Origin of the sequence: Psychrobacter sp. NC44, assembly GCF_904846655.1 — a bacterium.
In the GTDB taxonomy this organism is placed as follows: Bacteria; Pseudomonadota; Gammaproteobacteria; order Pseudomonadales; family Moraxellaceae; genus Psychrobacter.
In genome coordinates this window covers 54,593-68,941 of record NZ_CAJHBN010000011.1, presented here as the reverse complement: position 1 = coordinate 68,941, position 14,349 = coordinate 54,593, and the positions used below count along the sequence as shown (strand labels likewise).

The 14,349-nt window shown below is 43.8% G+C and carries 11 protein-coding genes; 7 read left to right on the top strand and 4 right to left on the bottom strand.

The window, feature by feature from the left end; all coding sequences use genetic code 11:
• Window positions 1-206: 206 nt before the first annotated feature.
• From JMX95_RS09415 to ispH, 4 genes are all read right to left on the bottom strand, one after another.
• Window positions 207-1,739, bottom strand: coding sequence for a catalase (locus JMX95_RS09415; protein ID WP_320157779.1), 1,533 nt, complete (start codon window positions 1,737-1,739; stop codon window positions 207-209).
• A gap of 388 nt (window positions 1,740-2,127) precedes the next feature.
• Window positions 2,128-2,946, bottom strand: a complete 819-nt coding sequence (locus JMX95_RS09410; protein WP_201560664.1) for a thioesterase family protein — start codon at window positions 2,944-2,946, stop codon at window positions 2,128-2,130.
• 14 nt (window positions 2,947-2,960) lie between these two features.
• Window positions 2,961-3,206: a hypothetical protein gene (locus tag JMX95_RS09405; RefSeq protein ID WP_055124696.1), complete on the bottom strand. Its 246-nt coding sequence runs from the start codon at window positions 3,204-3,206 to the stop codon at window positions 2,961-2,963.
• A gap of 52 nt (window positions 3,207-3,258) precedes the next feature.
• Window positions 3,259-4,215 carry a 4-hydroxy-3-methylbut-2-enyl diphosphate reductase gene (gene ispH, locus JMX95_RS09400; RefSeq protein WP_045444223.1) on the bottom strand — a complete coding sequence of 319 codons (957 nt, stop codon included), beginning with the start codon at window positions 4,213-4,215 and terminating at the stop codon, window positions 3,259-3,261.
• A gap of 482 nt (window positions 4,216-4,697) precedes the next feature.
• On the opposite strand from ispH, the gene gmk reads away from it, so the two are divergent.
• The 7 genes from gmk (at window position 4,698) to JMX95_RS09365 (ending at window position 14,304) form a co-directional block, all read left to right on the top strand.
• The gene (gene gmk / locus JMX95_RS09395; protein ID WP_055124697.1) at window positions 4,698-5,324 is read left to right on the top strand and encodes a guanylate kinase; all 627 of its coding nucleotides are present in this window, start codon (window positions 4,698-4,700) and stop codon (window positions 5,322-5,324) included.
• Window positions 5,325-5,521: 197 nt separating this feature from the next.
• Window positions 5,522-5,782, top strand: coding sequence for a DNA-directed RNA polymerase subunit omega (gene rpoZ / locus JMX95_RS09390; RefSeq protein WP_045444217.1), 261 nt, complete (start codon window positions 5,522-5,524; stop codon window positions 5,780-5,782).
• Window positions 5,783-6,194: 412 nt separating this feature from the next.
• A complete protein-coding gene (locus JMX95_RS09385) occupies window positions 6,195-8,393 on the top strand; it encodes a RelA/SpoT family protein (protein ID WP_045444214.1) in 2,199 nt (732 codons plus the stop codon).
• Between the two features lie 250 nt (window positions 8,394-8,643).
• The gene (locus JMX95_RS09380) at window positions 8,644-9,024 is read left to right on the top strand and encodes a RidA family protein (RefSeq protein WP_087815098.1); all 381 of its coding nucleotides are present in this window, start codon (window positions 8,644-8,646) and stop codon (window positions 9,022-9,024) included.
• 248 nt (window positions 9,025-9,272) lie between these two features.
• The gene (locus JMX95_RS09375; protein ID WP_201560663.1) at window positions 9,273-11,558 is read left to right on the top strand and encodes a primosomal protein N'; all 2,286 of its coding nucleotides are present in this window, start codon (window positions 9,273-9,275) and stop codon (window positions 11,556-11,558) included.
• 218 nt (window positions 11,559-11,776) lie between these two features.
• Complete coding sequence (locus tag JMX95_RS09370) at window positions 11,777-12,967, top strand: cation diffusion facilitator family transporter (protein ID WP_201560662.1); 1,191 nt, start codon at window positions 11,777-11,779, stop codon at window positions 12,965-12,967.
• A gap of 632 nt (window positions 12,968-13,599) precedes the next feature.
• Window positions 13,600-14,304, top strand: coding sequence for a hypothetical protein (locus JMX95_RS09365; protein WP_201560661.1), 705 nt, complete (start codon window positions 13,600-13,602; stop codon window positions 14,302-14,304).
• The last annotated feature ends 45 nt before the right edge of the window (window positions 14,305-14,349 follow it).

The following is a 14,349-nucleotide window of genomic DNA, read 5'->3' as shown; positions in this document are numbered from 1 at the left end:
TGACTGTCTCTACTCAGCTACAAATTAAGCAGTTCAATTTTGAATATCGCTAAGCTGTTTATACTAATAGGGGCGCAGCAGAAAATTTCAAGCTAAAAAGCACAATTCAACAAAAACACCGCCCTAGTTTCCTAAGGCGGTGTCGTTATATCGATAATAGGTTTAGCAAATAGATTTAGTAATACGTTTTTAGATAAACCTATCAACTATAAGCAGCTTGGCAAATGCAGCGCTGGATCTGACTCACGAGCATTCATCGCATCTTCAACCGTTAAGCCTAGTGCTTTGGCAACGCCTGCGCCATAAGCAGCATCACACCAGTTACAGTTGCGAATGTGGCGATACTGAATAAAGTCCGGCACACCAGCCATATTATTCGCTGTGTTTTCAAATAGCACTTGTTGTTGCTCAGCACTCATCAAATTAAACAATGCGCGAGGTTGGCTAAAATAATCGCTATCATCTTCACGGAAATCATAATGCGCCGCATAGCCGTCAATTTTTAATGGTGGCTCAGCATAATCAGGCTGCTCTTGCCACTGGCTAAAGCTATTTGGTTCATAATGCGGGCGACTGCCATAGTTATCATCGACACGGCCTTGACCATCACGATGATTGCTCATCACAGGGCAGCGCGGCTTATTGACCGGAATCTGTTGGTGATTGACACCGACACGATAACGCTGAGCATCAGCATAGTTAACTAAGCGGTTTTGTAGCATTTTATCTGGTGAAACGCTGATACCCGGTACCAAATTACTTGGGGCAAATGCAGCTTGTTCCACATCGACAAAGTAGTTGTCAGAGTTTTTATTTAATTCAAACTCACCCACTTCAATCAGTGGATAATCACCTTTTGGCCATACTTTGGTCAAGTCAAACGGATGATAAGGAACGGTATCCGCCTCAGCTTCTGGCATGATTTGCACATACATTTTCCACTTTGGGAAATCGCCATTTTCGATGGCATCGTACAAGTCTTTTTGATGACTTTCACGATCAGAACCAACCACCTCTGCCGCTTCTGCATCGGTCAAGTTCTTAATGCCTTGTTGCGTGCGGAAATGGAATTTTACCCAAAAACGTTCTTTGGCTTCGTTCCAAAAACTATACGTGTGCGAGCCAAAACCATGCATATTTCTGTACGAGGCTGGCAGACCGCGATCACTCATCACGATAGTAACTTGATGCAAAGCTTCTGGTAATAAAGTCCAAAAGTCCCAGTTGTTGGTCGCCGAACGCATATTGGTACGTGGATCACGTTTGACGGCTTTATTCAAGTCTGGGAATTTGCGCGGATCACGTAAGAAGAACACAGGTGTATTATTTCCCACCATGTCCCAGTTACCTTCTTCGGTGTAAAATTTCAAAGCAAAACCGCGAATGTCGCGCTCGGCATCAGCCGCGCCGCGCTCACCTGCGACGGTACTAAAGCGCGCGAACATCTCCGTCTGTTTACCCACTTCGCTAAAAATATCCGCACGGGTATATTGTGTGATGTCATTGGTCACGGTAAAAGTACCAAATGCGCCAGAACCTTTGGCATGCATACGGCGCTCTGGAATCACTTCACGGACGAAATTTCCTAACTTTTCATTGAGCCAAACATCTTGCGCCAATAATGGGCCGCGTTTGCCTGCAGTCATGCTGTTTTGATTGTCTGCCACTGGTGCGCCATTGCCCATGGTCAATTGGGTCGGTGCATAAGGACATTTTTTATCGCTCATATCGTTGCTCATAGTCATACTCCTGTGAATAGCAAATGGATTAAAGTACAAAATCTATTCTGAATACGCTTCTATTAATAGTTCCAGAATAGTTGTCAGCTTGTTCGAAAAACGGTTTGTTTTTTTCATAGTAATGTCTAATGACAGTCATGTTCTGTGGTTAGTTACTATTACAACCCATTACCATTGATTTGTATAATTAATTAATTACATGCTTTCGTTTTGTTTTTCAGAACCACTTAACTTGTTTTTTACTCATCCAAATACTTTACTCCTTAGGATGGTTGTTATTAACAACGATAAATCTTAACAGTGCAAGCACTCTCTATCAGCCTTGCTATCACTTTTTTAAAGCGAATTGACCATATCAAATAGAGCTTAATTAAATACTACAGAGCAATTAACGCGGCATCGGACGAATGGTCAAAATTTGCTCACTGCGACCAAAGGGGCCATGAACGTCATGCAACACGGCGCTCGTTAAGCCAATGCCATCATCACCGTATTGCTGTACCGCTTCGATGCCAAGCCAACGACCTTGCGGTGCGCGATGCATATGAATCTGCAAATCCGTATTGGGGAACATCCATTCCAACTCAGACAACCCTAGACCAAGTCGTGGCACAACACCATTGGCCGTATCGACCATGCCCAATAGATGCACCAAGTCATCAGTTGGCTTGCCCTCGATCATCTCCACATCGTTAGTAATCCAGACCATACCGCGTCCTGGGCGACGCTGTGTATCATCAGCGACCAAGCGCACACTTTCAATAAACCCGCCCGGCCAGCCTTTCATGTCTTCCCAAATGGGCAACTCTTCGGGCTTATGTGCCGCTTTTTGGTCTTCAATGCCTGCAATCTCGCTGGTATCTTGGGTCATTAGACGCCATGCCCGCGCAATAATCGCATCACGACCGCGACTGCTCATGACTGATTCAATCAGCTCAATGGTCTTGCCCGGACGAATACAACGCGTGGTAATGGTAAAGTCATCCAGTGGAATCAATCCTAAAATATCTAGACTGATACGAGCGATACGCATGTTTTCTTGCGGCGCATAACCGTTGAGCTCAGCCGTGAGCAATCCTGTCGCTGGTGCCATATGCTGTTCATGCTCATTCCAAGCCCCTTGGGCATGTTTGGTTGGCTGATAATGTGCGACGTTGACGCCGTCTTCTCGCTGTTCGCGTTTGATAAAGTTATAATAAGCTGACATGAGTGTCCTATGATTTATTTGATAAGCTCTTGTTGTTTTAATTTAAGAACCTGTCGACTCTTAATGACAAAAAATAATGCAACGACCATCGCGGCAATTAATACGCCATAAAAAACATTCTTTTCTCGCATAAAATGCAGAATATTACTGCCCAACACGAATCCCACCACCACGATGACAAACAAATTCACTTTCAATTGTTTGTTAACCTCACCGAGAGTGGCTTCTGCCAATACAAATCCTTTTTTTTGCTTTTTCATTTTGCATTACCTACTATACGTTACCTATTAGATGTCTTGTACAAAGCCTTATCTATTTACCCACTTGGGTAACTGGGATACGCAAGGCTTTAGGCAGACTGAAAGTGACATTTTCTTCGATGCCTGATAGCTCACTCGGTAAATCACCACCCCAATCTTGCAGTTGCTGTAGCACTTCTTGAATCAGTACTTCGGGTGCTGATGCGCCAGCGGTGACGCCGATACTCTGCACACCATCCAACCAGCTTTTATCCATCTCACTGGCATTGTCGATTAAATACGCACGGCAATTCATCCGCTCAGCCAGCTCACGCAGACGATTAGAGTTTGATGAATTGGGCGAGCCGACCACCAAGACCACCTCACAGCGACTAGCTAAGTCTTTTACCGCATCTTGGCGATTTTGCGTGGCATAACAGATATCGTCTTTGCGCGGACCTTGAATACTAGGGAATTTTTCACGCAGTGCATCGATAACGCGTGCGGTGTCATCCATAGATAAGGTCGTTTGGGTAACAAATGCCAAACGTTCGGCATTTTGTACACTCAATGCTGCCACATCGGCTTCGTTTTCAACCAAATGAATGTGACCGCCGTGGCGACGGTTAAAGCGCCCCATCGTGCCTTCCACTTCGGGATGTCCAGCGTGCCCAATCAATACCGCATCCATACCCTCTTGCGCAAATTTAGCGACTTCGATATGTACCTTAGTGACCAGCGGACAAGTGGCATCAAATACGGTCAAATCGCGGCGTTCAGCCTCATCTTCGACAGCTTTTGATACACCATGAGCAGAAAAAATAACGATAGAGCCATCTGGCACTTCATGAAGTTCTTCCACAAAGACCGCACCGCGATTGGCCAAATCAGAGACGACAAATTTATTATGTACCACCTCGTGACGGACATAAATGGGCGGTTCAAAACGTGTCAATGCTTCGTTCACAATCGCAATCGCGCGATCCACACCAGCACAAAATCCACGTGGATTGGCAAGATAAATTTGCATAAGAGGGCCTATCATTAGATAATTTATTATTAAAGCTTAAATACACGACATTATTGTCAAAAGCTTTAACTCAAAAATTGGGATGAATTCATTACGCTACTTTAGCATAATTTACTTTTATTGCCTTTGAAAATAGCACGGTACTAGAGGCTGTTTTAACTAGAAGCACACACATATTCATACGTTCAAAGTATTTATCCATAGTGGCAGCGTTAACTGCACTTAATGCACTAAAAATGTGATTTATAATAAGTTGCCCTATGCCATCTTTAGATCGCTTCGATGATAACGACTGGTCAAAGGCGGCTTTAATTAAAATAAAAGCCACAAAAGCAGTTTATAATAGTGCATCGATGACAATGTCTATCGCCATACATGATGGCGATTTTTCTTTTTACCAGTTTTGAATTGTTTACTAAAACAGCTTTCGCTCTTTTACTCGCACAGATTTGACTAGCACACACTCCATTAGGACACATTGTATGACAGGTTCATTATTTATTATTACCGCCGCCTCAGGTACGGGCAAAACCTCACTGGTAAAGCAGCTACTTGCCACGACTAATGACTTAACCGTCAGCGTATCACACACCACGCGCACGCCGCGTCCCGGCGAGATTGATGGTCATCATTATCATTTTACCGACGTCGAAAAATTTGTGACTGCCATCGGTGAAAACAAGTTTTTAGAACATGCTGAGGTCTTTGGTAATTACTATGGCACCTCGGAGCAAAGTGTGCGAACGCAGTTAGAAGCAGGCGTCGATGTTATTTTAGAGATTGATTGGCAGGGCGCACTACAAGTCAAAAAAATCTTTACTGACGCCATTATGATTTTTATTTTACCGCCAAGTATTGCCACTTTACGTCAGCGTCTATCGACGCGTGGGCAAGATACTATGGAGGTAATAGAGCAACGTCTGGCTGGCGCAGTGACTGAGATGGCGCAATATGTCCATTTTGATTTCGTGATTATTAATGACAATTTTGAGGTCGCTTTAACTGAGCTAAAAGCCATTATCGTGGCGGACAGGCAGACGCTTAAGCGTCAACAGCAGCGGTATCATCGCACCATCAGCAATTTACTTAGTAATAAAGTAGAAGAGTAAAGCAAGAACGAAATACTACTGTCAACTCAGTCGATGAGCGCTTATTAATAGATACGTTAATAGACACGCAAAAAGCAACTACGCGGCTGGGCAAAAAATGCTATAATGTCTCGCTATCCCCCTTTATATTTTGATATTATTTTTATTGAGTAGCGGGCAAGCTCCGTGACTAATAAAAACAACCGAGGTAGCTACATATGGCACGAGTGACGATTGAAGATTGTTTGGATAATGTTGATAATCGCTTTGAACTGATTTTAGTGGCAAGCAAACGTGCACGTCAATTGGCCAAAGGTATCGCAGAACCATTGGTTGATGTGGATAATGACAAGCCTACGGTATTGGCATTGCGTGAAATCGCTGCTGGTAAAATCACTCGCGATATCCTAAATCAGCCAGAGCACAACTTTGCCACCAGTTCATTAGATTTGGCACTGTCAGGCGATCATGGTTTTTAAGACACTGTATTATTAAGATACAGCATTGAAGATTTGTCGTATGAAGCCTATAAAGCTAACCACTGCCTTATAAGACAAATCCACACAGTGATGACATATTGACGAGAGACCACAGCATAGGCTGTGGTTTTTTGGTTGTAATGGCTGATTGCCGTGATATTGCTTTGACTGTTTTAGTCACCATTTATACCTGAAAACCTACCATTGAGTTAGAATTTCTAAATTTTTATAGCACCTGTTCGCTTAGCAGTTGACATTGAATGCGATTTACGATTAATTAGAGGATGGTCTACCTATTTTTATCTTTTTTCTCGAGATTTTTTATATTTATAGTATTCCAGCATTTATTCAGTCACCATTTACCCGATAGACAGTCAGGCAAACAGGTAATGGAAAATAGGATCGTTACTTTATGAGTCAAACCTTACCCAAACTCAGCCATCATTTAGTCGATGAGGCTCAATATAATTTACTGCGCTCAGTAGGTTACCTAACTGCTGCTGAACGCCGTGATATTATTGATGCCTGTGAGTTCGGTGATATTGCGCACATCAAAGATAAGCGTAAATCAGGAGAGCCTTATATCACCCACCCGATTGCGGTGGCCGAGATACTGGCAGGTTTTCGTTTGGATCGAGATACGATTATTGCAGCGATTTTGCATGATACGGTCGAAGACACCGAGGTGAGTGATGAGCAGATTGAGCAGCGCTATGGCAAAATAGTGGCGAGACTGGTCGACGGTGTGACTAAGCTAAAATCATCCTCACACAATAAACAGCAAAACAAAGCAGCCACCTTTCATAAAATTTTAACAGCCACCCTTGCTGACCCACGCGTATTGATTATTAAACTTGCTGACCGCTTACATAATATGTCGACACTAGATGCGGTACGCCCCGAAAAACAACGCACTACAGCACAAGAAACGTTGGATTTTTATGTGCCGTTTGCGCGGCTAATGGGTCTTAATGATATTGCCGATTATATCGAGGTGCTCTGTTATCGTAATCTTGATTCTGATATGTACAACAAACTGTCTGACAAGCTACTACAGCACGGGCTTGGGCGTAACTTTCAAAGAGAGGCCATCCATCGCTATCTGAGTATTGTCCTCAATAATTTGGGGTTGAATGGTCTGGTCAAAGTTTTAGACAATCGCGTGGTCATCTACCGTCAGTTTTTCCGAAATCGCGGTGAAATCAACGCTCTACTCCGTCATTATGCCTTTGAGATTGTCCTCGATAATGTCGAAGCCTGTGACAAGCTGGCCTATTACTTAATTAAAAAATACCAGATTGATGACTCTCATATCGCTGATAATATTCGTCGTCCGCTACCGGGTGGCAATCAATCCCTCACGCTTATCTATGAGCGCGATAACGATGTCGTCAAAGTGACGATTTTGACCAAGCAAATGCAAAGCGCAGCGCGGCTTGGTGTCATCGGTGCAGAGCATGCCTCAGACGTTAGCCAATCGGTTATCCAAGCCTCATTACGCAATATGAAAGACTTGGTCGATGAAGACAGCTTAGATGAAAATAGCCCAGACTTTTCAGCGGCAGTCTCTACCATTAATGAGCTGATGGATTACCTACACTCCAGTAAAATCATCTGTTATAGTCCAAAGGGTCGCGCTTATGAGCTGCCACAAGGCGCAACCGCACTAGACTTTGCTTACGCTGTCGGACCGATGGTCGGCAATGTAGCCGTTGGCGCCAATATCGATGGCAAAAAAGCCAAACTTGGCACAGTCGTTAAGAATGGGCAGCTGGTTGAAATAGAAGTCAATAGCCACTCAGAACCAAAAGCAGAATGGCTAGGATTTGTCGTGACCAATAAAGCGCGTGAAGAGATTTTGCGTTGGTTTAAAGACTTGTCTCCTGCTGATAAGCAACACCATGGTCAACAAGCCTTAGATCGGGCGCTAAAAACCTATCAAAAAAGTCTCGATGACTTAACCGATAGTGACTGGAAAAACCTCACTGAATGGCGTGGCTTGACCGAAAAATCCGAACTGTTTGAGCAAATAAGCTCTGGTACGTTATTACCACAGCTGGTAGTAACTCGCTTGTTTAGCGATGAAGTCAATGATTTACAAGCACAAGAACACAGCGATGATATGACCCAACCACAGCAGCTGATCGTCAATGCGTCTGGGGTTGAGCTTGATTTTGCCAATTGTTGTCACCCTATTTATGGTGATCCTATCGTCGGTCACTTGTCCCGTCACGGTCTGGTTGTTCATCGACACAAGTGCTTTTCACTTGACGATATTCGTAAAGACAATCCTTATCAGGTTATACAGTTGCGCTGGCGTAATGACAAGGCAGTAAAACAAGGTGACGCTGGCGAACATGACATAAAAAATACCGGAAAGATTCGCTTTCCAGCCTATTTAAAACTATCTATTGCCCTCAGCGACGAACAAATTACTGAAGTAATCTATCATTTGCGCCAATTAAATATAGGGGTAGAAAAAGTAGATGTGCGTAGCAGTGATACCATTATTCATATCATCGTTCGTAGCCGCAATCATCTAGCACAAGGCATTCGCGAACTACGCTCCTTGCTAGGTTTCCCAAACATCATCAGGCTGTATCAGCTGTAGTGCTGGTAACAAGGTATAGTGCGCGTGGTGTAGTGCGCGTGATAAATTGCCACCAACACTCACTCAATAGAACATTGAATAATGGATTTAGAAAATTTTAGAAAGACCTGAAATAATGATAAACTGTGTTTTTTGATTTTTAGCAAATAAACGTAGAGCGTGTCATCATTTGTATGGTGAAAAACGAGATGTAAATGATGAATAATGCGCCCTTACCTACCAAACCAGAAAAAGATAAAAAGGATATAATATGACTCGTCAAACCATTCAAACTGATAAAGCACCTGCTGCCGTTGGTACTTATTCACAAGCCGTCAAAGTCGGTAACACCGTCTATATTTCAGGACAATTGGGTTTTGACCCTGATACCATGGAATTAAAAGAAGGTTTTAAAGCACAGGCTGAGCAAGTGTTCGAAAACATCAAAGCCATCTGTGAAGCGGCTGGTGGCAGCTTAAACGACGTGGTTAAATTTAACGTATCATTAACAGACTTGAATGATTTTGCTGTTTTAAACGAAGTATTCGTTGCCAATTTGAGCGAGCCATATCCTGCCCGTGCAGCCGTCCAAGTAGCGGCGTTACCTAAAGGCGGTGTGGTCGAGATTGAGTCAATTTTATATATTGAGTAACTTAAGCCATATCATCATGTAAATAGTAAGGCTTAATACATAGACGCACTTAATTCTCAAGTCATTACGCCAAAAAAGCCACTGCTAAAAAGTAAGGCCAAAGTAAGCCCAAATATCAATATTTGGGCTTATTGCTATTATTCTTATCAATATTACAATCTAGATATCTAAAAGCTGGTTATCTAAAGTCCATTTACCTAAAAACTGTTTATCCAAAAACCATTTACCTGAAACTGGGAACGCATTCTATGTTGGTACAAGTTGCTCTACCCGTGCCCCTTTATCGGGTATTTGACTATAGCGTACCAGCAGATATAAACACCTTATCAAGCCCTTCTTTACCCCCTATTGGCTGCCGTGTCGAAGTATCCTTTGGTCGTCAAACTTTAATCGGTATCGTCGTCGCTCATATTCCAGAAGCAAATAGCAGCGTGCCACTTAATAAGCTAAAACCTATCAATAAATGCTTGGATGCTGAGCCTATTTTAGAGACCAGTATGCTAAAGCTGGCACATTGGCTAGCGCGTTATTACCACTACCCGCTTGGTGACGTTTTAGCAGTCATGCTGCCAACTCTCGTTCGTCAAGGTAAGCCGCTGGATTTACTGATTACCCATTGGCGAATTTTGCCACAGGTAAGCGACGCTGACTTTCGTGCCAACGCCAAAAAACAAAAACAACAATTTGATATGCTTAAGCTGCATGGCGAGCGCGGCGCGAGTGAAGATGTTTTATTACTAGAGGGCATGGAAAGGAGTTTTTTAAAGGCGCTCGAAGACAAAGGGTTAATCGAGCGCTATATTCAGCCCAAACAATCACCTGCGCCTGTTAAATTAGCAAAAATGCCCCTTGATCTCAATGACGAGCAACAACTCGCCGTTACCGCCATTATTGCGGCTCATGAAGCCAATCGCTACACGGGATTTTTATTAAATGGCATCACTGGTAGTGGCAAGACAGAAGTCTATCTGCAAGCGATGCAAGCCGTATTGGAAGCTGGCAAGCAGGTATTGATTTTGGTACCAGAGATTGGATTGACACCGCAAACACGCGCGCGTTTCGCCAGTCGCTTTGCCGCTCACATTGTCCTGCTACATTCTGGCATGAATAATACTCATCGCTTACAAGGCTGGCAAGACTGCCGTACGGGTCATGCTCAAATCATTATTGGCACGCGCTCAGCGGTGCTATATCCTTTTGCAGATCTGGGCTTAATTGTCGTGGATGAAGCGCATGATGGTTCTTATAAGCAGCAAGATACCTTGCGCTATCATGCCGCTGACGTCGCGCTGTATCGTGGACTACAAGCCAATATCCCTGTCGTATTGGGTACGGCCACGCCATCTCTTGAGCATCTAAAACTGGTCGATGACGGTAAGCTGGTGGAGCGCCAACTGCAAACTCGTCCCGGTAATGCGAAGCTTGCGACCATGCAGCTGATTGATGCGCGCCTGCAAAGTACTCATCAACAAACAACGGACGACGGCGCGCGCTATGATACTGGGCTGACCGATGCGCTTATTGGGGCAATACGGCAAACGCTAGAAGCGGGTGATCAAGTATTGATATTTTTAAACCGCCGCGGCTATGCGCAAGTTTTGCTCTGCGAAGCTTGCGGCTGGCAGGCTGATTGCCCGCGCTGCGACGCCCATTTAACCGTTCATTACAATAGCCAGTCCCAACACAACGCTTATAGTAGCTCCTATTTAAAATGCCATCACTGTGATTGGCAAGCCTATATTCCAACAGTTTGCCCTGATTGTGGCAGTCAAAATTTGGATGCCAAAGGGATGGGCACGACGAGGCTTAGCGAAAACCTGCATGCGATTTTTGCCAATCCGCAAACCAGTAAAGAGCTTTACCCCATTATCCAAATCGATCGCGATACCACCAGACGTAAAGACAGCTGGGAGAATATCTATCAGCGTATCAATCAAGGCAATCCTGCCATCTTGGTTGGCACGCAGATGGTCGCCAAAGGTCATCATTTCCCCAATGTTACGCTTGTCTGCTTACCCAATGCTGATCGTGGCTTTTTATCAGCCGACTTTCGCTCGCCGGAACATACCGCGCAGCTCATGATTCAAGTCGCAGGGCGTGCCGGTCGTGGTGATAAGTCGGGGCGCGTACTCATTCAAACATTGCAACCTGACAATGAGCTGCTATTAAAACTGGTCAAAGATGGTTATTTGTCTTTTGCTCGCGAGCTATTGCAAGAGCGTAAAATGATGGGTTTACCGCCGCATAGTCATGCTGCCCTGATACGCTGTGAAGGCAAAACCCTTGCCGCCACGACGCAAGCCCTTAAAGATGCGATTGCCATTTTGCCAAATGGCCATAATCTCGCCGTACTAGGACCTATCGATGCACCAATGAGCAAAAAGAACAGTCGCTACCATGTGCAATTGCTGCTGTTAGGCAAAGACAGACAGCAATTACACCATGTATTAAACCAATGGTGGCAGCCCGTATTGACCTTGCCAAGTGCCAAGTACCTTAAACTCACTTTAGATATCGACCCTGTTGGTTGGTAGCCGCCAACGCCTAACCATCACTCTTTAAGCCCAATTACTCTTCTATAGCTCGCCGTTAATAAAGAACGTTATTCAAAATAGGAAATTCATCGTTTACTGCCTAGATACAGCAAGCGTTTATTAAATATGCTAAATTCTTTATATCTGGCTAGTTTGCGAATAGCAAGCCCAGCCTTATAAGCAATCAAATTTCCTCTTCTGTCATTCTGAGTGTTGTTATGAGTCAAAATAAATCAAACGCTGAGCAAGGCAACCATTCTCTTCAGAATGATACTGTTAATGTGGCTAACCATCTGCATAAAGAGGATGAGAGCAACTACACTCATGACAATCAAGCCACTCACGATCACGATGAACACTTAGAGCAAACAACAGCCCCGCGAGATACCAAGGGCTATCAGCGCACCTTGCTGTTTAGCTTTATCATTATCACAGGCTATATGTTTATTGAAGCCATCGGTGGCTGGCTGACTGGCAGTTTGGCGCTATTATCTGATGCAGGTCACATGCTCAGTGATGCAATCGCACTTGGCGCAACGTTAATGGCATTTAAAATTGGAGAAAAAGCAGCCACTCATCAAAAGACGTTTGGTTATAAACGCTTTGAGATTTTAGTCGCAACAGTCAATGGTGCGACGCTGGTCATTATTGCGCTAATGATTTTTTATGAGGCGATTAAGCGCTTTAATTCACCGCCTGAAATTGCTACCCAAGGGATGCTTATCGTTGCTACTATCGGTATGTTGGTCAATATTTTGGTTGCGTGGCTGATGCATCGAGGCAGTCGCGGCGAAGATGCACATGGTCACAGTCATGCTGGTAGTCACAAAGACAGCCACGAGGACAGTCAAGGAAAAAATGAGAGTAAAGCACCGGTCAATCTTAATATGCAAAGTGCTTACCTGCATGTATTGAGTGACTTAATGGGTTCGGTTGCCGCTATTGTTGCCGCGCTTTTGATGATGAGCTTCGGCTGGGTTTGGGCAGATGCAGCGGCCTCGGTGATTGTCGCAATACTGATATTATTTAGTGGTTATCGCGTCGTGCGTGATTCCGTACATATTTTGATGGAAGGCACGCCAGAAGGCATATCCTTAGTGGATGTAGAAAAAAAACTGCTTACCCATCCGCAAGTACAAGAAGTCCATGATTTGCATGTTTGGAGTATTACCAGTGGTTTAAATGCCTTGTCTTGTCACGTCGTTGTCGATGGTGAGATGAGTATTCATGAATCCAGCATATTGATTGCCAATTTAGAACAAAGCTTGCTTGAGCTCGGCATCCATCATGCGACCATTCAGGTAGAAAGCGCATCACGTCAGCAGACTGAGGCACATAGCGATGCGCTGGTCTGCGACATCTCAGAACAACAAACAGAGGGTAATAATCATATTGGTCACAATCATTAAGCATGAAACATTGAAAATCAGACTTTGAAAGTCAGACATTAAACATTGAAAAGACCATTCTTCATTCAAATATCAATTTAAACGTTGCCTATGATTGGCGACGTTTTATCAAATGGTGGCAATAATAACGCCGAATGCACCACATTAGCCAAAGCGCTGTGATTAACCAGATACCTAACCCCAACGATAAGAATATGATTCGAATCCAAAAATCTCATGCGTCAGTCCTGATGTGCATTAAATAATCAGATGCCAAATAATCAGATGCCATATATGACGCAACTAGCAACTAAAACTAAAACTAAAACTAAAACTAAAACTAAAACTAAAACTAAAACTAAAATAATAGCGCCAGTCCTGCCCCGAAAACCCTTAAAATTATTTTGCTAAAAATCTTCAATAATCCGCGCAATTTACTATCAGTTGGCTAATCATCGTGCATGAATTTAACTTCTTATGCGCCGACATAAACAGGCTTTATTTTAAATAAGCTTATATCACGCCGATTTTTAGCATTGTAATGGCATGTTAAAAATGATGGGAAATTTAGCCTCGCCGCCATATTTTTCATATAAATTCTGTATACTTAAAGCTGAAACACCCAATTTACCACTAATGGATTATTTTCTGCCATGTCGAGACGCTCAGCTCCTTTTGTTGCTCCAAGCTACATTGATGACCCTATCTCAGCAGAGGGTAAAAAGCATGCCAAAGCATTGTTATCAACATTGCAAGAGGACATTGCTAGCTTTCGAGATGAGCAGTTTCCACCTGATATTTTGCGTCAAATTCGTGATATGCCAATTTATGAAGGCAATATCGCCGAAGTCCACGCCTATCAGCAGCGTTGGCATAATCTGCTTGAGCGCGCCATGGCGTTTTATCCTGCGGCCACCCTACCGCCCGATCACCTGCCGCTACCAGCCAGCCTTGAGATACCGCAATTTATCTATCATGTTCAAAGGCTACATTTGACCAAGACCCGTGCAAAAGAATCCAAAAGCTTCGGTTCGGTCGGTGCGCTTACTGATAAGTGTGGTGACTATAGTGCTGATGAAATTGCGCGTATGAGTGCAGTATTTGATAATGATGATGAGGCGCGTTTGGTGGCGCATCGTGAATTTATTGATTTGCGCGCCTATGTATTTTGCCGTGATAGCAAGGGCGAGATGCTGGAGCCTGAACGCGTGCGTTTTTATCGAACGGGACTTATCGTCCATGCGCTGCCCGATTTCAAAATCGTAGACAGTCGCCAGACCCCGCGTAAGCGCCGTAACGATGCTTATAACAATCCACTTGCCGATAATGGTGTGTGGAAGATTTATCGTAAAAAATAACGTATGCTAAGATTTTTTATTTTTGCTATGCCCATATTGTAACGC